This window comes from Nocardia vinacea (assembly GCF_035920345.1).
Lineage (GTDB): Bacteria > Actinomycetota > Actinomycetes > Mycobacteriales > Mycobacteriaceae > Nocardia > Nocardia vinacea_A.
Map to the genome: position 1 here is coordinate 1,727,898 of NZ_CP109149.1, position 20,878 is coordinate 1,748,775.

A 20,878-nucleotide genomic window follows, 5' to 3' on the forward strand; every position below is an offset into this window, starting at 1 on the left:
CGCATCGACGACGAAAAGAGGTTCGATGGCCGAGCACGGGCAAATCCCTGAGATCGATGCGGCGACCGCCGCGGGATCGGCGATTCGTTTCGGGGAGCAGCCGCTGCCACAGACCATGGCCGCGGCCGCGGCGATCCGCAGGCTCAGCGGGTTACTGCTGTCGTTGGAACACCCCCATCCGACCGTCGATACCATGCTCGGGCAACTCGCCGAATGGGAGCGCGAACTGCGCCTGGCGATCCCGCCGGATCCGGCGCCGCGGGTCGGCGCCACCCAAAGTGCTTCGCAGCGGATCTATCTGGACCACGCATCGGATATCGGCGCATACAATCCCTGTTTCCCGGAATACCGATTCGACCACCTGAACGCGGCCGCGGCCGCGGGCCGGGTCACCTTTCCGCTGGTGCACGAGGGGCCGCCCGGGCTCGTGCACGGCGGCTTCCTCGCGGTCTTCTTCGACGCCGTCGTGCAGCACCAGAGCTGCGTGGTCGGCCTCACCGGCAAGACCCGCTCGCTGAATGTCACCTATCGCCGTCCGACGCCGATCCTCCTCGAGCTGCGATTCGAAATCCTTCGGTCGGTGGGGGAGACCGGCATCGAATCGACAGCGCGGCTGATTCTGGAAGACGAGGTGCTGTGCACGGCAGTCGTCCAGACGGTCGCCTTGCCGCCCGAGCGGCTCGCCGGGGCGCGATACGGAAAGCGATCCCCGAAAGAGAAGGAAGAGACACGCCGATGACCAGTTCGAGCGACGCCGAGGGCCGCGTGCTCTGCCATGTGGACCCCGCCAAGAGGATCGCCACGGTCACGCTGAACAATCCGAGTCGGCGCAACTCCTACGACGCGGCCATGCGCGACGGTCTGGCCCGATACCTGGACCAGATCGCCGAGGACGACGACATCACCGTCGTCCTGCTGCGCGGAGCGGGCGGTGTGTTCAGCACCGGCGCCGATATGAACAATGCCTACGGCTGGTACGGCGAGGGTGCCGGAAACGGCAAGCGGCCCACCAAGAGTCGGCCCAGCCAACGACGGCGGCTGACGGTGGACCGCAAATCGTTCGACTTCTACCACAATTTCCTCGGCTTTCCGAAGGTCACCGTCGGCGAGATCAGTGGTTACGCACTCGGCGGCGGATTCGAAATGGCGCTGATGACCGATATTTCGGTGATCGCGCGGGATACGAAAATCGGTATGCCCGCGACCCGTTTCCTCGGACCCGCGCTCGGCAGCCTGCATATGTTCTTCCACCGGCTCGGTCCGGTGCTCGCGCGCCGGCTGCTGTTGACCGGCGACATCATCGAGGCGGGCGGCATCGAACATCTCGGTGTCTTCACCGAAACATGCGATCCCGCAGCGGTGACCGCTCGGGCGCGGTACTGGGCCGAGAAGGCCGCGAAGATGCCTGCCGACGGTGTCGTCATCGCCAAGGAGGCGTTCCGGCTCGTCGAACAGAGCCAGGCCTATCAAGGCGAGGAAGTGGCAAGCTACCTCTTCCACGCATTCGGGACCAATCTGCAATTCGCCCCCGGTGAATTCAACTTCGTCAAGACACGCGCGGAGCACGGGACCAAGGAGGCATTCCGGCTGCGGGACGAACACTTCCATGTCCCGGAACCCGAGGTGTCGTAGCGAGTCAGCTCACGAAGGCCCCGGCGCGATTGTTCCTCGCCGGGCCTCGATCAGCCGACTCGCGTCATCGAGAATGCATTTCAGACCGTATTCGAAGTTCCGTTCATCGGGTGCGCCCGATTTCCGGCCCTTGGCCATCGCCTCGGCGAGCAGCGGAGTCGTCTCGTCTCGCGCATCATGTGCGCGTGCTTATTCAGCGTCTCGCGCCAATCGCTGGCCTCGAGAACGGCGTCGCGAAGACATACCGACTCAGCGCGCGGTCGGTCATCGCGTTCAGCAGGTCGTCCTTCTTGCGGAAATACCAGTAGATACTGGTGACTCCGACGTCGAGATGCTTACCGAGCAGCGGCATGCTCAGGCCGTCGATCGACACCTGTTCGGCGAGTTCGAACGCACCCTCGATGATGTCGGCCGCATTCAGCGAGCCGCGCTCACGCCTCGGCCGCTTCGCTGCGGCGCTCCTTTTCGTCATTCCAGCTTCCATCTCCGTATGAGAAATCGAAGCTAGCACAGCAAACCATACCGCTGTTATTACTGTTGTCACATTTGGGAGGAGGTTGCCGTCCGCGGTATCTTGCTATCGACCCTGGAAATCCGGCGGGCGACGCTGTTGGAAGGCGGCCAGGCCCTCCTTGAAATCTTTGGTGCGGCAGGCGAGTTCGAGGGCGAAGAGTTCGTGATTCAGTGCTTCGGGCAGGGTGGTGTGCTGATTGTGATGGATGGCCTGTTTGGTGAGTCCGAACGCGATGGTCGCCGCCGCGCTCAGGCGGGTGAGCAGTGCCTCGGTGTGCTGTTCGAGTTCGGCCGGTTCGGTGACCTGATGGATCAGACCCCAGTCGGCCGCGTCGGTGGCCTCGACCTTCTCGCCGAGCAGCAGTAATCGTTTGGCTCGGGTGAGGCCGACGAGGCGCGGCAAGAGCCAGGTGGATCCGGTGTCCGGACTGAATCCGCGAGCCAGGAAGGGCTCCCAGAACACGGCATCGGCGGCGGCGATGGTGAAGTCGGCCGCGAGCGCGAGGTTGCATCCCATACCCGCCGCCCAGCCGCGCACGGTGCAGACCACGGGCAGCTGAATGGTGTGCATGAGTTCGATGACGCGGTGCGCGGTATGCGGTATGCGCCGGACTAGGTCGCCGGTCCTTGCGCGGTTGTCGCCGCTGTTGGTAGCGACCCAGTCCACCCCGGAGCAGAAATCGTTGCCCGCGCCCTGGATGTGGATGACGCGCAGGGTGTCGTCGGTGGCGGCGGCGGTGAGCGCGCCGACCAGATCATCGATCATCGTGGGGCTGAGTGCATTACGCCGGGCGCGACGGTCCAGGGCCAGGCGCAGCAGGGGGCCGTCGCGATGGCTGTGCACCGTCCCGTCGGTGGTGTTGTCATCGCTCATTGTTGTATCCGTGTCTTCTCCGGCCGCTTACGGTTCGCATCATACTGTTAGATATACAGTATCTAATACTGTGCGAGCGAGGTGGCGATCGGTCAGCGATTTCGGATCGTGCGCTCGGCTGCCACGTGCGGTGCGCGATTAGCGGATGACCTGGCCTATGCCGAGTAGATTGCCCTCGCTGTCACGGAACCACGCGCCCCGCTCGGCACGACCCTTGCTCGGATAGTTGCCTTCGATGTCCATGATCCCGTTCACGGTGCCGTCGTATTCCTCGAACACCACGCCACGGGCACGCAGGCCCGCGACGGTTGCCTCGATGTCATCGACGTAGAAACCCATTTGGGTGAACGAGCCGTCGGACGCACCGGCGGAGGCGAACAGGCAGAAGACACCCGTCGCACCTTCATAGCGCAGGCCGCCCTCGCGTTCCTCGACCGGTTCGAGGCCGAGTTTCTCGGCGTACCATCGGCGGGCTCGCGCCAGATCCTTGGTGGGTATGCGGGCTTCGATGTGTGCGTTGCTCAGCATCCTCGTCATGGTAGCCAGCCGCACGCACGGTATCGGCCAGATCGCCGTCGGCTCGGATTTCCCTGCCGGCGAGCGTGCGTGCTGGAAGACTCGTGGATCGAAACGGTCACCGTGACTGAGGGAGTTTGCGACGTGGAGGTCGTGTACAACATCGTCGTCGTCGCCCATCTGCTGGGCATGTCGGCGGTTATCGGCGGGTATGTCGCCGGACAGCCGGGCGTATCCGAGCTGATGGTGTGGGGTGCGCGGGCACAGCTCGTCACCGGTCTGATCCTGGTCGGTATGGCCGATTCGATCGATTCGCTCGGCAAGGATCCGAATATGGCGAAGATCGGCACCAAGTTGGTCATCTCCGTGCTGGTTGCCGCGTTCGCGGAGATCGGTCGTGCGGATGCCAAGAAGGGGAAGCCGGCGCCGTGGATGACGCACGCGTCCGGCGGTTTGGCGATCGTCAATGTATTCGTCGCGGTGCTGTGGACCTGATCTGCCAGTGCGCACGGCCTTCGACATCGCGCCACCCGCGCCGTACCTTCGTTACAGGACGGAAGTAACGGAGGGCATCGGATGCGGGTCGATATCGAATTCACCAGCGGCGCAGTGACATTGCGGGGCTGGCTCTACAGGCCGGACGTGGTACCGGGCCCGGTCCCGCTGGTGGTGATGACACACGGCTTCGCGGGCGTCAAGGAATGGGTTGCCCCGTTCGCCGAGGTGTTCAGCAAAGCGGGCCTGGCTTGTCTGGTGTACGACCACCCTGGATTCGGAACCTCCGATGGCGAACCGCGTTATGAGGTCGATCCCGTCGCCCAGATCGAGGGCTACCGCGATGCGATCACCTTCGCGCAGACCCTGGAGGGCATCGATCCGGAACGCATCGGTGTCTGGGGAACCAGTTTCGCGGGTGGCCACGTGTTGGTCGTCGCGGCGACCGATCGACGCGTGCGCGCGGTGGTGTCGCAGGTGCCACTCACCAATGGCTGGGCCAACTTCCGCAGTCTGGTCCCCTCCATCATGCTGCCCGCGGTCCATGCGGCCATCGCCGCCGACCGGCAAGCCCGTGCCTCGGGCAAACCGCATCAGATGATCAAGGCGGCCTCCGACGATCCCACCGAACTCGTCGCCATGCCCGGTATCGAGGTCTACAACTGGTTGATGGCCAACGGCCCGCAGATCCCCACTTGGCGCAACGAGGTCACCCTCTCCAGCGTCGACAAATTCCAGTCCTACGCCCCGGAAGCCTTCCTGCGGCGCGTCTCTCCGACGCCACTGCTGATGGTGATCGCCGATCAAGACACTCTGACGCCCAGCGATATCGCCCTGCAAAGCTACGCCGAGGCCCTGGAACCCAAACAACTGGCGCTGGTCCCAGGTCCGCACTTCGCCGTCTACGAGGAGCAGTTCGAACTCGCGTCCAGCGTCGCCCGCGACTTTCTGCTTGCCGAGCTGAACGGATGACGCCTTCAGAGGAATACAGGTAGCAGTTCGGCCCGCTGGGGAGCGATACTCGTGCCCGACGAGCGGCCTCGAAGGCGGCGGCCGACCCAGGGGAGCATGTGATTTGTCATCCAATGCAATTCTGCGGTGAGTGCCTGGGCGAAGGCGCGCTCGAGTGGTGGCAGTGGGTCGCGCCAGCTGTCGTCGGACCCGGAAACGGCGACGACGCGGGCGACCAGCGTGTGGCCGAGGGGCTGAGGTGAAGTCGGTCCTCGGCCCATACGCGCGGATGTGTGGTGGCGGCGATGCGTTCGAAGCCGATCAGGGTAACGCCGTATCCAGTGGACAGTCGGCGCATTTCAGCATCGAGTGCACGAACGGGCAGGCCGGAATCGGAGCCGTGATCTCAGAGCGGCCGGAACCCGGCACCGACCCCACCCGACCGATCCACCTCACGCAGGATTAGGCCGATGTCGATCGCCACGGCCGGATCGTGCACCGGCGCCGCGCCGCAGGCGATGTCGAAGACGATCACGCCGAGCACCATGATCCCGATGTGCCCGATATTCATCCCGACCAGTCGGTCGCCGAGGGTGACCGGCCCGCCCGAATCGCCCGGCCTGGAGCAGAGCTGGCTCCGGAACCACCAATCGTGCGTATCCCACACCACACCACAGTCGAAGCCGGAGGTCCGGCCGTTCTTGCAGACGATATCGCCTGGTCGCGGCGGTGCACCGATGCCACCGATGAAGGTCTGCGCCACCTGGCGAACCGGCGTGACCTTGGTGCGGTCGAATTCGATAACGGCGAAGTCGTTGCTGCTGTGGTCGACCGCGGCGACGGTGCCGATGACGCCCGCCTGCTGTGTCTCGGCCTGGACGGAGTTACCGATCTCGGCGCAGTGTCCGGCGGTGAGCCCGACCATCCGGTCGGCGCTGTCGTAGCCGACCGTGGTGAGCGTGCATACCGCTCGGCCCTCGATCAGGATGCCCGATCCGCCGCCCAGTGTCGCCGTCTGTGCGGCCGTCACGTCACCGGGGAGCCCCGAGGGGGCGATGACCGCGATGACCGCGGCCACGAGCACGCGTATCCCGATCCTGCCCATGGCAACCATGTAGCTAACTGTCCGCCGTGGTCGCAGCTTCTCGTGTTCGCTTTCGTTGCAGGTGGGAAACAGTTTGATGTCGCCGGCTCCGCCGTCCTGCTCGAGCGCGACCTGCGGTGCACACGGAATCTCCACAATTGACGCGGGTTCTCTCCACAGCGGGTGGCTAGGGTTTCGGTTCATGGAACAGCACGCGGCGGGCAATGGGCAGGCGGCGCGACGGATTCTGGTGGTCGACGACGAGGTGACCATCGCGGAATCGGTGGCGGTACGCCTGCGAGCCGAGGGATTCACCGTCGATCTGGCGCATGACGGTCCGGGAGCGGTCGCGACGGTCGAGGCAGTGGTGCCCGATCTGGTCGTGCTGGATGTGATGCTGCCCGGCTTCGACGGTCTCGAGGTATGTCGCCGCATTCAGTCCGCGCGCCCGATTCCGGTTCTCATGCTCACCGCGCGTACCGATGAAACCGATCAGCTCATCGGCCTCGGTGTCGGGGCGGACGACTACTTGACCAAGCCGTTCTCGCTTCGTGTCCTCACCGCTCGCGTGCACGCCCTGCTGCGCCGGGTGGATCGCGTCGCCGAGCGTGACGGCGCCACGATCATCGTCGGTGACCTACGCATCGATGTGGACCAGCGTCGCGTGTGGCGCGCCGATATCGAAGCGCAACTCACCCCGCTCGAATTCGACCTGCTAGCTCGGCTGGCACGACGTCCCCGCGTAGTGCTGGCCCGGGAACGATTGCTCGAAGAGGTGTGGGACTGGGCCGACGCCGCGGGCACCCGGGCGGTCGACAGCCATATCAAGGCATTGCGCCGCAAGCTCGGCGCGGACGTGATTCGCACGGTGCACGGCGTCGGCTATGCGTTGGATGCGCGATGAGCGATCACGCCACCGACGATGTCGTGCACGCGGGGAGGCGGTGGCGCGCAACTGCTTCGCGGAAACTGCGCGGCATATCGGACGCGGTAGCGGAAGTGGTACCGCGACCGTTGGATCCGGTGAAATCGATCAAGCTGAAGTTCGCGATTCTGATGCTCGGGTCGGCCGGGGTGGCGTTCGGGTTCTTCCGATTGCGGATCGGCTGGCTGCCGCCGAAGACGACGATCGCGGCGACGGTGATCGCACTGATCACCTCGCAGATCCTCGCGCACGGCACCACTCGACCGCTGCGCGAGATGACCGCGGCGGCCAAGCGGATGGCGCAGGGCGACTACACCCGCCGGGTACGGGCCAGCTCCCGCGACGAGGTCGGGCAGCTGGCGGTGGCGTTCAATCAGATGGCCGCCGACCTGGCCGCCGCCGACCAACAGCGCCGCGACCTGATCGCCAATGTCTCCCACGAACTGCGCACCCCGATCACCGCGCTGAATGCGGTGCTGGAGAACATGGTCGACGGTGTCTCCGAACCCGACGACAAAACCCTGCGCACCGCACTCGCGCAAACCGAACGGCTCGGCCGACTCGTCTCCGAACTGCTCGACCTGTCCACCATCGAATCCGGCGCCCGCGCCCTCGACCGCGAAGAACTCAGCGTCACACCGCTGTTGGCCTCGGTCATCGCCGAGGCCGACGTGGCCGCGGCAGCGCTCGGGCGCGGCGTGCGCTTCCGCACCGATGTGCAACCAAGCAGCGCAAGCGTTTTCGCAGACCGTGCACGTTTGCATCAGGTGCTGCTCAACCTGCTCGACAACGCCGCCCGCCACGGACCCGCCGGCGGGGAAGTCCGCATCGAGGCCCGCGTCGACCGCGGCGCTCTCGTCATCGACGTCCAAGACCAGGGCCCCGGCATCCCGATCGCCGAGCGCGCCACCATCTTCGACCGCTTCACCCGCGGCGAGCGCACCGATGGCGGCGGTACCGGCCTGGGCTTAGCCATCTCCCGCTGGATAGTCGATCTACACGGCGGCACCATAGCCGTCGCCGATCCGGGCTCCCGGATCCGTGTGGTACTTCCGGCCCCTTAACGCATCCCAATGTTCCGCAGCCCGGACCTCGCAGGTTCCGGGACGATCTCGCACACCCGTAGGAGGGATACCTATGCCAGACCAATCCGATCCATCGCAACCCGAATCACCCACCCAACCCGCAGCGATATCGGAGCCGAAGGCACGAGCCGAAGCGGCAGCCGACGCACCGAACGCCGCCGACTCTTCGGCCGAAACGAGGACACCGTCCGAGTCCGAGACCCTGTCCACGTCCGAATACGTGGGTGATGCGCCCACCTCAGCCGAGTCCAGGGGTGATTCGGTTCCGGGGGCTGTCGAGGCGTCGGCTGCGTCGTCCGCTGAACAGGCGTCGGACACATCGGATTCGACGAGCGAGGGTGTGGTGCAGCCGGAATCGGGCGAACCCACTGGCACGTCGACGGCGGATCGGGGAGTGCCGTCGAGTGGTACGGCGGACACGTCATCAGGAATGGCGTCGAATGCCCCGGCGAGCTCGCCGAGCGTGTGGTCGAGCCCGCCGAGTATGTGGTCGAATCCGTCGAGCGTGCCGATGAGCCCGGCATCGAGTGCACCGCCGCCCATGATGCCGCCGGTTCCGCCGCCGAGCTCCGCATTGCCCGCGCCGCGACCCTGGCCTGTACAAGTACCGAGATGGCGGCGCATCGCCTGCCCATCAGGCGTATTGCCCGCAGCGGGCATCGCAGGCCTCGCGGGCGCGGTGTTCATCCCATTGGACCGCCCCGGAATCGGCTGGGTACTCGCTGGTTCGGTGGCGGCGGCCGCGGTTTTCACGGTGGACCGTCGCGCACGACACATGGCAGAAGCAACCCACGGTGCCGTGCCGGCAATGCGTTCGGCCGCCTCCACAGCGACGGAGCCCGGCCCAGGCCGCTCGACTCCTGAAGTACCTGGTGGTCGGACGTCGGTCAAAGGTGCCGGCGCGCAGTTCGATCGGTCTGATATGAGTAGCGGCGGTTCGGTGCGCGACGATGCAACGCCCACGTCGAACACAGGTGAGCGTGAGCCGGGGCAGGCGGTTCCCGTGGCTGACGGTGCTCGGACGCTCCTGAAAGGTGCTGGCGTGGAGCCGGATCGGGCTGATTCGGACAGTCGCGACAGGGCGGGCGAGAAGATGTCGTCGAGACCGGATTCGTGCGAATCGGTTCATTCGCCAGCATCGGGGGCGGCGGAGCATGCTGAGGGAAGCTCGGATCCGGTCGGTACCGGCGGTCGGACGAGGCTGGAAGACCGTAGTGCGGAAGCTGATCCGGCCGGATCGGGATTCGGTGTTCGCGCTGTGAATTGGGGGCGGGTGTGGTGGACGACCCTGGCGTTGGCGCTGCTGGCGGTTGGGGCGGTGCGGGCTGCGGGGTGGCTGTTCGCACTGTGTGTTGTGGGGGCTGGGGTGGCCGGGTCGTTGGCTGTTGTCGGGCGGCGGTCGGTGTATGGCGCGTGGTACGACGTGATCGCGGTGCCGATCGAGTCGATTGCGGGTATTCCGTGGGTGTATTCGGCGTTCGGGCAGATCGGTGACGGTCCGGCGCGCCGGTCGTGGCGAGCCGGGATGTCGGTTGCGGTGACGCTGGCATTGTTGGCGGTTTTCGTGCCGTTGCTGGGTGGCGCCGATGCGACATTCGCGAAATTGCTCGACGCGGTGACACCGGAGATCGACGTGCCATCGGTTGTGCAGTGGATCGTGCTGTTCGCGGTACTCGGTCTGGGCAGCGTCGGCGCCATGTATCTGCTTGCGGGTCCGCGAGCCGCGGCGACGGGTGCACCGACCGGCCGAGGCCTGCGACGGTTGGAGTGGGCACTGCCGGTGGGTGCGCTGACCATCCTGTTCGCGGTCTTCGTCGCCGCCCAGTTCGTCGCGCTGTTCGGCGGTGACGACTATGTGCAGCGCACAGCGAATCTCACCTACGCCGAATACGCGCGCAGCGGATTCTGGCAGCTTTCGATCGTCACCATCCTCACCCTCGCCGTAATCGCCGTCGTATTGCGTTGGGCTGCAAGGGAATCTGCTGCCGACCGAGCCTGGCTGCGGATACTGCTGTGCGCGATCGGCGTGCTGACGCTGATCATCGTGGCCTCCGCTCTCGGCCGCATGTGGACCTACCAGCAGGCATACGGCTTCACCGTCATGCGCCTGCTGGTCGAGGTATGCGAACTCTGGCTGGGGCTGGTGTACCTGTTGATGATCGCCGCTGTCCTTCGCTTGGACGGCACCTGGCTCCCGCGCGCCGCCATCGGCACCGCGATGTCGACGCTGTTCGCGCTGGCCGTGCTCAACCCGGAAGGTCTTGTCGCGGACCGGAATATCGACCGCTGGGAGCACGGCAAGAACCTCGACACGCTCTACCTCGGCAGGCTCTCACCCGATATCGCCCCCGCCGTCGAGCGGCTTCCCGAACCGCAGCGCAGCGCAGTGCTCTCCGCGATCCGCCGCGATCTCGACGAAGACACGTGGCAGGGGTGGAACCTGTCGCGCGCGAACGCTCGTTAGGTCGGGTGCAGGGCGGTGTTGGCGCGATGGCCGCCGGTGCGGATACCGGTTCAACTGATTGATATCTGTCGGGTGCCGGGGGATCCGGGGCAACTATGCCTACTCGATGCCGAAGTCCTTGATCCTGCGGTAGATGGTCGCCCGCGATATCCCTAGTGCCGCGGCGGCTTCGGCCTTGTTGCCGCTGTTCTCCTGCAGGCTGCGCACGATCGCGTCGCGTTCCAGTGCCTCGATCCGGCTCAGTCTGCGCCGGGTCAGCGAACGGCATTGTGGTGGCAGGCTGTCGATGTGGATCAGACCGGATCGTTGCTGAGAAATGGTCTCGGCTAGCACCCGGCGTAGTTGGGCGACGTTGCCTGGCCACGATAGCTTGCTGAGCTGGCGCATGGCGTCCGGGGCAAGCCGGACTTCGGCGCCGTTGGTCAGCTCGCGCAGCAGGAAGGGGACCAGCTCTTCGAGGTCTTCGATGCGGTGCCGGAGTGCGGGCACGCCGACGGTCTGGCTGAACAGTGGCAGCAGCGAATCGAGAGCCGTAGCGGGCGTCGCTGAATGCATTGTTGCCGCGATCCATCCGCGACCGGCGCAGGTCTGGAGTATGTCCGCGATCGGCTCGATCGCCTCGGTCGGCAGGCGGTCGATATCTTTGATGACAACGTTGAAATTGCTGTTGCCGGTTTCGGTGCGCAGCGCGGTCAGCAGTCCCTCGGTGTCGGCGAAGTCGGCCGTCCGCAGCACCCGGGCGATCTTGCCGGGGCTGACGTGCGCGACGACAGATTTCGCGAGTTTTGTTCGTCCGGAACCCTTTTCGCCATCGATGACCACCCATTCGCGATCCCGGCAGCAGCGTTCGATCTGCTGGCAGCTGCGCCGCCACGAGCTGCTCCTTCCGGCGATGCCGGGCAATGCGAGCGTGCCGTGTGCGATCGGGTGGTCCGCGGCGCGGTCGATGAGCAGCTGAACGTGCAGGACCATGTTGAAGCTGTTGCCACGTATCGAAATACGTTCGACTGCTGTCACTTTCGCGGTCTGACCGCTCGGCAGCGGGGCCAGGAGGGTGCCGACGGCCCCGGGACCAACCAGGTCGGTCGAATATTGCAGCAACGCTCCTTGGTCGTGTGGGTCAAGAGCCTGGCGCAGGTAGTGGTTCATCAGCACCACGTCGCCACCGATCGCGAGCACGCCGAGCGGATACTGGCGGCATTGGCGCAGATACGTCTCCAGCAGCGCGGTCTCGGTTTCGCTGGCGAGATCGCGGAGCCGGTCCTGGATCTGGCTGCTCGCGCTGTTGGCGAGGGCGAGCAGCAGCGGATCTGATCTGCTGGCCCAGCAGGTGAGATCGATGACGCCCAGCATCGAGCGCGTCAGCGGGTGGCGAATGGGCGAGCCTGCACACGCGAGCCCGCCGAGGGTGCCGAGATAGTGTTCGCCGCCGCGAATGAACGTCGGGGTGGCTGTTTCCAGGGTGGTACCGATTCCGTTGGTGCCGACGAAGTCCTCGGCATAGCTGTAGCCGGGAGCGAGTTGCACACCGTCGAGTGTGCGCATGATTGTGGCATCGGCGGCGTAGCGCTCGAGCAAGAGTCCATCCGACGAGGTCAGGATGACGCTGACAGCCTGGTCGGCCAGGTCGCTCGCGAGCCGACGCAGCACCGGCGCAGCGGCGCTCACCAGCGGGGAGTCGAGATTCGGGTCCCGCACATAAGGCAGCTCCACACGGTCGGGATGGATCTGCAGCGCGCGCGATCGGCACCACGAATCGAGCACAGTGTCGCGCACCGGCGGGAAATCGAGCGAACCCACGGTGAGGAATTGTTCGCGCGCCTTCTCTGGGCTCACGGCGACGTCGGCTCGAGGATCCGGCATCTGCTCATACCTCGGTGCTTGTTGCTCAACCCATGGTGGCGGCCGTCTCAATGGATGACGCGTCTCAGATTGAGACCGTCAGTCTATCGCTTCCGCTGTGTTATGGGCACAAGGAGATGTGCTTCGCCCAGCAAAACCAGGAGGAAGACGTTTGAGCCCCCAGAGCCTCAGCAAGGCCCATCGAAAGATCACCGACCTATCGGGGGAGCCGGCCTTCGCAGAGATCCGATCCCGCGCCGAGCTGCCGGATGAGTTCTTCGCACTGTTCCTCGACCCGACCCTGACCCATAGTTGTGCGTTCTGGCCCCGCCCGGACGACACCTTGGAACGAGCCCAGTTGGCGAAGATCGACCTCGCTCTGGCCCAGTGCGATCTGCGGCCGGGGATGACCTTGTTGGATGTCGGTTGTGGCTGGGGCTCGACCATGTTGCGCGCTATGGACACCTACGGGGTGAATGTGATCGGGCTGACTCCCAGCCGTAACCAGTACCGGTATGTGCGGAATCTGCTGGTCGACCGGGTGATCCGAGGGCGCCCCTATGGTGGGGTGCGGCTGCAAGGCTGGGAGGAATTCGACCGCCGCGCTGACCGGATCGTGTGTATCGGCGCGTTCGAACACTTCGAACGAGACCGCTACGGCGAGTTCTTCGAATTCGCCTACCGCACAATGCCCGCCGATGGAGTGCTGCTGTTGCAGGCAATCGTCGGCGACAACCGCGACGAACTGCGTGGACACGGAATTCAGCACACCAGCATCGATGACGCGTTCATGCGGTTCCTCACCGAAGCCATCCTCGGCGGCGGCCCGCTGCTGCCCCCGAGCGGACGCGATCCCAAGGGTGTCACCGCATACGCCGAAGACGCCGGATTCACTGTTAGCGGCATGCAGTCGATGGGACCGCACTACGCGACCGCCCTCGACCATTGGGTCGATGCATTGCACGAGCACCGCGACCGGGCCGTCGAGTTCGCCGGACCCGATACCTACAACGCCTACATCCGGTACCTGACTGGATGCGCCGACTACGCTCGCTGTGGCCGCATCGACGTCATGCAATTCACCTGCACCAAACCCGGTACACCGCAGTGAACCAGGCACATGACCAGCGACGACAGATCGTCACATCGGTGGTTCTTGCTGCCGCAGACCCAATACCAGTGCGGCGCAGATCAAAGGAACGTGCCGAATCTCCCCATGCGATGCAGTGGGTGCCAGCGTTGAGAGAGGAGTTCGGCGTTGGTGAGGCCGCTGTCATCGCAGAGTGCGTATCCGCGGCCGATCGCCGCATAACGGCCGCAGGGCTTTCAGCGCTGAGGCGAGGAAGAGTTTCTCGAGTTCTGCTTCGGTCATGGGTTCGGAACCGTCGGCGGCGTCGCCGGTGAGGCATTCGCGCAGCCCGGTGGCGACGATTTTGAATCCGGCGCGGTCCATGGCGCGGGAGACTGCTGCGAGCGCAGACAGCCGGCCGAAATCGCCGCCTCAGGCCCGGAAGGCGGCCCACGCCAGACCTTCCGGCGAACGGTCCAATGTTGCCGGGGTGCCGAGTGACGTGGGTGCGCTGAAGGTTTCGGGGCTAGGTCAGAGCGCGGTGGACAGCGTCGGCGGGGTCGATGGCGAGTTGTGCTGCGGGGATGGGATTTCCGGTGGTGTCCTGGACTTGCCAACCGCCGAGCGAGATGACGGGGATGGTGCCGCGGTGGCAGGCGAAAGCGAGTTCGGAGAGGGTGCCCCAGGAACCACCGATCACGATGACGGCGTCAGCGGAATGAATGAGGATGGCGTTTCGGGCCTCGCCCATACCGGTGTACAAGACGGCGGACAGACCGCGACAGGCAGCAGACCGGTCGGTATCGGGGCGCACGCCGATGACGAGACCGCCCACGCCGGAGGCTCCCTCGGCGACCGCCGCCATAACGCCGCTACCGCCGCCGCACAGAACAGTGGCACCGGCAGCCGCGAGCAGTCGTCCCACCTCCGCAGCCCATTCGGCCTCGGTGGTTGTGCAATCACGCGGTCCGCACACCGCGACCTGTAGGGGTATGTCGCGAGCCATGGAGTCGACGATAGTTGGAGGAATCTCGCTCAGCCGCATGCTCTCGGCAGGTCGCGGCGCATCCCACCGCACGGCCCAACCCTGTACGCCCCGCAGCCCGGCTCAGTCCCAGCGCGCTTTCCTTCTCTGCTCGACTGCTCGACTGCTCGACTGGTCGGCCGAGTGCTTGGCGGATTTATGGCCCAGCACCAACGGCGTTGTCGGGTGAGCGTCGATGGCAATGACAGCCCACCATGATGTGGCCGCGCGTCGGTGATCGGTGACCAGGCTTCGGCCGCGCGGCGTGCATCTGACGGATCGCGAGACACCCCGGTTCGGGTCATCCGGCCTCGGCGACCGAGCGTCAACGAGATCTGCTTATGCGCGCTTGGCGAGCAACGTGTCGAGCTGAGTGGCGAAATCCTCAGTGGCGCTTAGGTATCCGATGTGGTCGCCCGCGAATTCCACGATGTCGAGTCCGAGGCGATCGCCGAGTACCGAATTGGGCAGCGCCGGGAAGGTTTCCTTCGAATCGTGTCCGATGACGAGCACGAGCTTCTCGGCGACGCGTTGCAGGGCGTCGAATTCCGGTGTGTAGCGGACGTACTGTCGCATCTCGTGCTCCATCCAGAACAGCATGTTCTGCTGGATGCGCGCGCTGATTGCGGCGGCTTCGGGCGTGGGCTCTTCGGTGTCGGGCTGTTGCCGGCGCAGCCCGACACCCTCGGCGAATTGGGATATGGCGGCGACGAAGCCCTCGGACTCGCTGGTCCGGTAGACGTCGTCCAAAAAGGTGAGCCACTTGTCGGCATCGGGCAGTACGGTCGCCAGCGGCGGTTCGTGCGCGATGAGCGTGTGCACGAGTTCCGGTCGCGTCGTGAGCAATTCGAGCGCGACGATGGCGCCGGAACTGCTGCCGAGCACGGCGGCGGGCTGGTCGCCGAGGTGAGTGAGCAGCGCGGCGGCATCGGCGCCGTCGAGTTGGACGTTGTGGTCCTGCCCTGGGCTGCGGGAGAAGCCGCGCCGATCGTAGGAAACCACCGTATAGCGATCCGCCAGTCGCTCCGCGATCTGGTCGAAGCTGCCCGCGTCGCCATTGCCGCCAGGGATGAGCAGCAGCAGCGGACCGGTGCCGCGGATCTCGTAGTACAGCGTCGCTCCGGGCACGGCGAGGGTGTGGTTGGTGGGGACGTCCATGGGAAAGGCTCCTGGTAGATAGGACAGTTGCCGCAACGCTTCCCGGATGACGGGCAGTGCCGCGATGGGCGGGTTCGCATCGACCCAGCGGTCGATGGCGACCTGCAGTGCCGTCGCGATCGCGCCTGCCATGATCCGCGGGAACATATCGGTGTGCAGGTCGCGGCCAGTGCGTTCGGCGATGGCCGTCGCGATGGCCTCCTGGATGACGGCCTGCGCCTTGAGATATTCACCCTGCAGCGCGGGCTCGGTGGTGATCAGCCGGATGCCGCGGGTCCATGCCGGATCGGGCAGTTCGTCATCGCGGAATTCGGCGAGTACCGCGTGGATTACCGCGGGCCACAGCGCTTCGGCCGTCGGACGATCGTGCAGTCCGTTCGCGATCCGCCGGGCCCGGTCGACCGCCACCGAGCACACGGCCTCGTACTTACTGGCGAAGTAGTTGTTGAACGTACGTGGCGAAACACCCACCGCCGCAGCGATGTCCTCGACCAGCACTGTGTGGAGCCCACGCTCGACCGCCAGCCGCAGCGCCGCGAATCCGAGCGCCTCCCGAGTCGCGAGCTTCTTGCGTTCCCGCAACCCGAGTACGAATGCCACGCCCTTCACGATACGCAAACTTGCGTGCCCCGCAAGATTGCGCGATCAGAAAGTTTTTGCGCCACAACGAGATCGAAACATCGCAACCGCAGTTGTTCGAGATCAGCAGGGCAGCGCCCTATCTCGGGGAATTGCTCGCGAAAACACTCACCGGGGGCTGCGGCGTGCACCGTTGTGTCAGCACTCGCGCTGGGCGGACTTGGCCGATCGCCACGGTTCCCGCGTGGTGGTCCGGAGACTACGCGGACTTGCGCAGCATGGAGACACGTCCCACACTCCACGCGACCACGACCGCGGCCAGGAATGACAGCAGTGACGCGCTCATCCACGCCTGCTTGGTGAAGTGCAGCTTCTCCTGCGCGTCCACCCAGAAGTCGGTCCACACTCCAGCGGCGCCCGGGTTGATCAGCTGGTAGACCGAAAGTCCCACCAGCCAGGCGAAAACCATGCCCCAACGCGACGGCGCGTCCGCCGAGGTATCCCACTGGTCGCGCGCCCGCAGGAAGAAGTCCGCGACGAGCACGCCGAGCAGCGGCACGAAGACCGACCCGATCAGGCCGAGGAAGCCGAAGTAGTTCGCCATGTTCAGCCGCAGCGCGAGCAGTGTGATCAGTAGGCCGAGACCGATCGAGAGCACGCGGCGGTCGACTCGCGGCGCGAGATTCTGGATCGAGACGGCCGTCGAGTACACATTCGCGAACGACTGGTCGGCTTCACGGAATACGAAGATGAAGAAGAACACCGCTCCGAGGGTGACGGTCAGGAACGGTGAGTACACCCCGCCGTCGCCGGATGCGAGCGCCAGCGCGAACAGTCCGAGCACATACGCGATGATCTGGGTGAACGCATACGCCCCACTGGCCGCGCCGAATGCCGCGCCGGTGCCGCGGGAGTGCCGGGTGTAGTCGGCCGCCACCGGCACCCACGAGATCGAAACCGCAAGTGCCGCATCGGTAGCGACCCAGAAGAGATTCCAATCCACGCCGAACGGCCCGCCGCCCTCGGTGCCCGGGTTGGTGGTGAGATCCGGCAGGCCCGCGCGGACGAACTGGATGTAGAACCAGATCAACGCGATCACCACGCCGACGGTCACGAACCGCCGCAGCATTCGCACCGAACCCAGGGGCCAGATCGTCAGCACCGTCGTCAGCACACCCGCGGCGACCACGTAAACCCAGTGCGGCCCACCGTCGAACAACTCTTCGGCCGCATCGCCGATGACGATCAATTCGAAGGTGCCCCAACCGATCAGTTGGGCGATATTGAGCACCGTCGGCAGGTAGCTGAGCTTCGCACCGAACAGTCCGCGCAGCAACATCATCGCGGGCTTACCGGTCTTGGCTCCGGGCACCGCGGCCAGGCCGAGCATGAGCCCGCCGACCACCGTGCCGATGATCATCGCGAGAATGCCCGCGGCGATGGAGATCTGCGCGCCGCCATCGGAATTCGGCGCGAGCACCGTGTACGCGCCGGAGAATGCGAACAGGCTGACCCCGAGGTTCGCCCAGAACGCGCTCTGGTCCCAGAACGAAAGGACCTTCGGTGCAGGCTGGTCCAGGGTCAGCGGTGCTTCGCGCCGCTCGGATCGATCAATGGTGGGTGCAGACATCCCGGTACCGCTCTCCCTACGCCGGCATTACCCGGACAGGTTCATGCGGTCGGCGAAACGTGGGGTCCGCCCTCTCAGCCCGGCCGTGCCCGAGCTCCCGCGCTGGGTTATTCGGGCGAAATGCTACACCCGTGCACCGGCGCGCCGGGCCGCGCCTTCGGACATTCCAGACAGGTTCCGCCGAGACGGCCCGAAAATCACGGCCGCCGTCCATACTGTCCGGTACCGACCTGGTTATTGCTCGGTTATCTGCCGCTCATCGCCCGCCTCGACCTGGAATGAGTACGCGCCCATGATGCTGATTACCTTGCACGAGACCGTCCTCGCCCAACTCGGGGATCCGACGCCCGAGGCGCCGCCCAATGCGGAGAAGATCCTGCAGATGGTCCGTTACCTGACTTGGTTTGTCCTGCTGTCGGGTGTCTGCGGAATCACCTACGCGGGTGGCAGATTCGCCTGGGAGAAGTGGAGTGGTGGCACCCTGGACTCGCCGAAGATGCTCGCCGGTGCGATGGCCGGTGGTGTCATCGCGACCAGTGCGGGCACCATAATGAACGCTATCGTCGGCTGAAATCCGTTGCGGGTGTTCGACTGACGGTGGCCCCGGCCGTGGCGGCGGCGCGCGCGAAGACGACCGCGTCGCGGACCGCCGCACCGCCGGGATCATTGTTGAAGTAGACGTACACCTGCTCGCGATCCGACCACGTGTCGGCCAGCCGTCGCGCCCAACTGGTGAGTGCCGTGCGTCCGTAGCGCGGTGCGGGTGTCGCACGTCCGGAATGCAGTCGCAGATAGCCCCAGTCCGTTGTGCGCCACAGCGGCGCGACCGGCCGGGACTGGACATCGGCCCAACACAGCGTTGCGCCGCATTCCGTCAGCACGGCACGGACTTCGGGAATCCACCAGGAATCGTGCCTGGGTTCGACCGCGATCTGGACGTCGGGCGGAAAGCGGCGTAGGCAGGCGTCGAGCAGTGCCGGATCGACCCGCAGCGTGGGCGGAAGCTGCAACAGCACCGGCCCCAGCTTGTCGCCCAGCGCGCGGGCGTGCTCCATCAAACGTCCGACCGGTTCTTCGGGTTCGCGCAGCCGCTTGATGTGGGTGAGGAAGCGGCTGGCCTTGACCGCGAAACAGAAGTCCGGCGGTGTCCGGTCCCGCCATGCCGCAAAGGTCTCGCTGCTGGGCAGTCGATAGAAGGCATTGTTGCTCTCGACCGTCGCGAAGCCCGCGGCGTAGGTTTCGAGCCACACACGCTGCGGAACGTTCGCCGGATACAGCACGTCGCGCCAGTCCCGGTACTGCCAACCCGATGTGCCGACGAGTAGGGGCATTCCTCCATCGAAGCACTTTCCGATGACCGCCATCTCAACTACGCTGTGTAGTAGATACGGTCAGGGAGGGCGTGATGAGCGAACAATCGGTGGTCGAGCGGCGAATCGACTGGACGCGGTGGAGTTTTCTGCAGTGGGCCGTCCTCGTGATCGGTGTGGTCCATATTGTGTGGGCGATCGCGGGGTGGATCGCCGAGCCCAGTTTCGAACTCGGCGAACACGCACCCGCGACACCGGTACTCGGCATGGACTACAACGGCTGGCATGCGGTGGCCGGGCTACTGCTGTTCGGCCCCGCGCTGATCGTCGCGACCCGCAAGTCGTGGTCGGCCTGGTACTGCGTGCTCGCCGGAGTGGGCGGGGGATTCGCGGTCGGGGTGTGGGCGCTGTTCTCACACCATGTGCTGATCTTCAGCTTCCCGAGTCACATCACCGACGCGATCGAGCACATGGTGACCGGTGCGACGCTGCTGGCGATCGTCGCCGTACAGGTCGTCCGGGACGGCGGCGTGCGTCCGGTATTCGGCCTGTCCGGTCAGTAGCACCCTTCGAGGGTGGCGCCGGCGACCACATCGATGACGTCGCTGACATCGTCGTGCGCGCGCATTGCGGTGCGTTGTCGCCGGGCGCCGTTACCACGCACAAGAACCGCTTTGACGGTATCGGCGACGAACTGCTGGTCACCCGACCGCTCGAGCGCGGGGGTGAGGTAGTCCACGAGCCCGGCGAGCAGGGTGTGGGCGGGAAGGGCGCGACCGCTGATCGTGTCGAGCCCGTCTCCGTCCAGGCCGGATCGGGCGGCCTTCCAATACGCGGCCCGCAAAACCTCCGCGGGCACCGGGGGCGGTGGCAGCCCGTCGTGTATCGCCGTCTGCGCCATGACGACGGCGGCGCGAATCAGCGTGGCCAACAACGCCGTTTCCTCCACCGTCGCCGGCACATCACTGACGCGCACCTCGACGGTCGGGTACGAGACCGAGGGCCGCACATCCCAATACACCATCGCCGTATCGAGAATGCTGCCGCTGGCCAACATCATCCGCACCATATCGTCGTAATCCGCGACCGAATCGAAGAACGGTGGGGGACCGGCACTCGGCCACCGCCGCCACATAATACTGCGCCAGCTGGCGTATCCGGTATCGGTGGCGCGGTAGACCGCGGAATTGGCCGTCAACGACAACAACACCGGTAACCAGGGCCGCAAATAATTCCCGACCCGCACCGCGATATCACGTGAAGGCACCCCGACATGGACATGGCAGCCGCACAAACCCTGCTCATGGGCGAGCAACCCGAAATGGTGTTCGATGAGTCGATAGCGTGGGGTATCGGTTACCGGATACGCATCCGGCACCGTGGGCGGCACCGCCACCGCCAGCAACCGGGCACCGTTTTTCTCCGCGCAACTCGCCACGCTGCGGCGCAGTCGGCGCAGGTCATCCAGTAATTCGGGGGTCCGGGTATGCACCGCGGTATTGATCTCGACCTGACAGCGCGTCAACTCCAGCTGCAGATCGATGCCGACGTCGGCAGCCGCCGCCGCGACTTCGACATTCCGCGGACTCGGCGCACCCGTGATCGGATCCGCCAGAAGGAATTCCTCTTCCACGCCGACAGTGGGCAGGGCCGCGGCCATTACTGGAGTTTACTGCGCAAATCGCCGATCCGGACGGGTGCCGGAATCGTTTGAGCGCCCCCCGCCG

General features: G+C 65.5%; 20 protein-coding genes, 2 pseudogenes and 1 riboswitch. Of the genes and pseudogenes, 10 read left to right on the forward strand and 12 right to left on the reverse strand.

Annotation, left to right across the window (positions count from 1 at the left end; genetic code table 11):
• The first annotated feature begins 25 nt into the window (after positions 1-25).
• Positions 26-739 carry a hypothetical protein gene (locus OIE68_RS08220; RefSeq protein ID WP_327098785.1) on the forward strand — a complete coding sequence of 238 codons (714 nt, stop codon included), beginning with the start codon at positions 26-28 and terminating at the stop codon, positions 737-739.
• Positions 736-1,632 (forward strand): enoyl-CoA hydratase/isomerase family protein, encoded by an 897-nt coding sequence (locus OIE68_RS08225; RefSeq protein WP_327098786.1) that lies wholly within the window; start codon positions 736-738, stop codon positions 1,630-1,632. Before OIE68_RS08220 ends, OIE68_RS08225 begins: the two co-directional genes overlap by 4 nt.
• A gap of 9 nt (positions 1,633-1,641) precedes the next feature.
• On the opposite strand, the pseudogene OIE68_RS08230 reads toward OIE68_RS08225, so the two are convergent.
• The 3 genes and pseudogenes from OIE68_RS08230 to OIE68_RS08240 form a co-directional block, all read right to left on the reverse strand.
• Positions 1,642-2,104: pseudogene (locus OIE68_RS08230) on the reverse strand (helix-turn-helix domain-containing protein).
• A 105-nt stretch (positions 2,105-2,209) separates the two neighbouring features.
• Positions 2,210-3,019, reverse strand: coding sequence for an enoyl-CoA hydratase/isomerase family protein (locus OIE68_RS08235; protein ID WP_327098787.1), 810 nt, complete (start codon positions 3,017-3,019; stop codon positions 2,210-2,212).
• Between the two features lie 138 nt (positions 3,020-3,157).
• The gene (locus tag OIE68_RS08240; RefSeq protein ID WP_327098788.1) at positions 3,158-3,547 is read right to left on the reverse strand and encodes a VOC family protein; all 390 of its coding nucleotides are present in this window, start codon (positions 3,545-3,547) and stop codon (positions 3,158-3,160) included.
• Positions 3,548-3,679: 132 nt separating this feature from the next.
• On the opposite strand from OIE68_RS08240, the gene OIE68_RS08245 reads away from it, so the two are divergent.
• Entirely contained in the window at positions 3,680-4,030 is a 351-nt protein-coding gene (locus OIE68_RS08245) for a hypothetical protein (protein ID WP_327098789.1), read from the forward strand.
• A gap of 81 nt (positions 4,031-4,111) precedes the next feature.
• Positions 4,112-5,002, forward strand: a complete 891-nt coding sequence (locus tag OIE68_RS08250) for an alpha/beta hydrolase (protein WP_327098790.1) — start codon at positions 4,112-4,114, stop codon at positions 5,000-5,002.
• A gap of 385 nt (positions 5,003-5,387) precedes the next feature.
• On the opposite strand, the gene OIE68_RS08255 is transcribed toward OIE68_RS08250, so the two are convergent.
• Positions 5,388-6,095, reverse strand: a complete 708-nt coding sequence (locus tag OIE68_RS08255; RefSeq protein ID WP_327098791.1) for a S1 family peptidase — start codon at positions 6,093-6,095, stop codon at positions 5,388-5,390.
• Between the two features lie 172 nt (positions 6,096-6,267).
• On the opposite strand from OIE68_RS08255, the gene OIE68_RS08260 reads away from it, so the two are divergent.
• Positions 6,268-6,969, forward strand: a complete 702-nt coding sequence (locus tag OIE68_RS08260) for a response regulator transcription factor (protein ID WP_327098792.1) — start codon at positions 6,268-6,270, stop codon at positions 6,967-6,969.
• A 152-nt stretch (positions 6,970-7,121) separates the two neighbouring features.
• Entirely contained in the window at positions 7,122-8,054 is a 933-nt protein-coding gene (locus OIE68_RS08265) for a HAMP domain-containing sensor histidine kinase (RefSeq protein ID WP_419150752.1), read from the forward strand.
• Here OIE68_RS08265 and OIE68_RS08270 read toward each other — a convergent pair.
• On the reverse strand, positions 7,986-8,828 hold the full coding sequence (locus tag OIE68_RS08270; RefSeq protein WP_327098794.1) for a hypothetical protein: 843 nt from the start codon (positions 8,826-8,828) through the stop codon (positions 7,986-7,988). The genes OIE68_RS08265 and OIE68_RS08270 overlap by 69 nt on opposite strands.
• Positions 8,829-9,333: 505 nt before the next feature.
• Here OIE68_RS08270 and OIE68_RS08275 point away from each other — a divergent pair.
• Complete coding sequence (locus tag OIE68_RS08275) at positions 9,334-10,539, forward strand: DUF4173 domain-containing protein (RefSeq protein WP_327098795.1); 1,206 nt, start codon at positions 9,334-9,336, stop codon at positions 10,537-10,539.
• 99 nt (positions 10,540-10,638) lie between these two features.
• On the opposite strand, the gene OIE68_RS08280 is transcribed toward OIE68_RS08275, so the two are convergent.
• Positions 10,639-12,402 carry a sigma-54-dependent Fis family transcriptional regulator gene (locus tag OIE68_RS08280; protein ID WP_327098796.1) on the reverse strand — a complete coding sequence of 588 codons (1,764 nt, stop codon included), beginning with the start codon at positions 12,400-12,402 and terminating at the stop codon, positions 10,639-10,641.
• A gap of 151 nt (positions 12,403-12,553) precedes the next feature.
• Here OIE68_RS08280 and OIE68_RS08285 point away from each other — a divergent pair, with 151 nt between their 5' ends.
• On the forward strand, positions 12,554-13,492 hold the full coding sequence (locus OIE68_RS08285) for a class I SAM-dependent methyltransferase (protein ID WP_327098797.1): 939 nt from the start codon (positions 12,554-12,556) through the stop codon (positions 13,490-13,492).
• 162 nt (positions 13,493-13,654) lie between these two features.
• On the opposite strand, the pseudogene OIE68_RS08290 reads toward OIE68_RS08285, so the two are convergent.
• The 4 genes and pseudogenes from OIE68_RS08290 to OIE68_RS08305 all read right to left on the reverse strand — a co-directional run.
• A pseudogene (locus OIE68_RS08290) lies at positions 13,655-13,864 on the reverse strand (hypothetical protein); the annotation flags it as partial.
• A 112-nt stretch (positions 13,865-13,976) separates the two neighbouring features.
• Positions 13,977-14,456, reverse strand: a complete 480-nt coding sequence (locus tag OIE68_RS08295) for a dethiobiotin synthetase (protein WP_327098798.1) — start codon at positions 14,454-14,456, stop codon at positions 13,977-13,979.
• A gap of 357 nt (positions 14,457-14,813) precedes the next feature.
• On the reverse strand, positions 14,814-16,232 hold the full coding sequence (locus tag OIE68_RS08300; RefSeq protein ID WP_327098799.1) for an alpha/beta fold hydrolase: 1,419 nt from the start codon (positions 16,230-16,232) through the stop codon (positions 14,814-14,816).
• A gap of 238 nt (positions 16,233-16,470) precedes the next feature.
• Positions 16,471-17,841 carry a purine-cytosine permease family protein gene (locus tag OIE68_RS08305; RefSeq protein ID WP_327098800.1) on the reverse strand — a complete coding sequence of 457 codons (1,371 nt, stop codon included), beginning with the start codon at positions 17,839-17,841 and terminating at the stop codon, positions 16,471-16,473.
• Positions 17,836-17,952: riboswitch (TPP riboswitch) on the reverse strand. Its footprint overlaps the gene before it by 6 nt.
• Before the next feature lie 181 nt (positions 17,953-18,133).
• On the opposite strand from OIE68_RS08305, the gene OIE68_RS08310 reads away from it, so the two are divergent.
• On the forward strand, positions 18,134-18,412 hold the full coding sequence (locus OIE68_RS08310; protein WP_327098801.1) for a hypothetical protein: 279 nt from the start codon (positions 18,134-18,136) through the stop codon (positions 18,410-18,412).
• On the opposite strand, the gene OIE68_RS08315 is transcribed toward OIE68_RS08310, so the two are convergent.
• Positions 18,399-19,172, reverse strand: a complete 774-nt coding sequence (locus OIE68_RS08315; protein ID WP_327098802.1) for a DUF72 domain-containing protein — start codon at positions 19,170-19,172, stop codon at positions 18,399-18,401. The two genes, OIE68_RS08310 and OIE68_RS08315, sit on opposite strands and share 14 nt — an antisense overlap.
• Before the next feature lie 74 nt (positions 19,173-19,246).
• Here OIE68_RS08315 and OIE68_RS08320 point away from each other — a divergent pair, with 74 nt between their 5' ends.
• On the forward strand, positions 19,247-19,714 hold the full coding sequence (locus OIE68_RS08320; RefSeq protein ID WP_327098803.1) for a DUF4383 domain-containing protein: 468 nt from the start codon (positions 19,247-19,249) through the stop codon (positions 19,712-19,714).
• Here the strand turns inward: OIE68_RS08320 and OIE68_RS08325 are convergent.
• Positions 19,708-20,811 carry a glutamate--cysteine ligase gene (locus tag OIE68_RS08325; RefSeq protein ID WP_327098804.1) on the reverse strand — a complete coding sequence of 368 codons (1,104 nt, stop codon included), beginning with the start codon at positions 20,809-20,811 and terminating at the stop codon, positions 19,708-19,710. The two genes, OIE68_RS08320 and OIE68_RS08325, sit on opposite strands and share 7 nt — an antisense overlap.
• Positions 20,812-20,878: the final 67 nt, after the last annotated feature.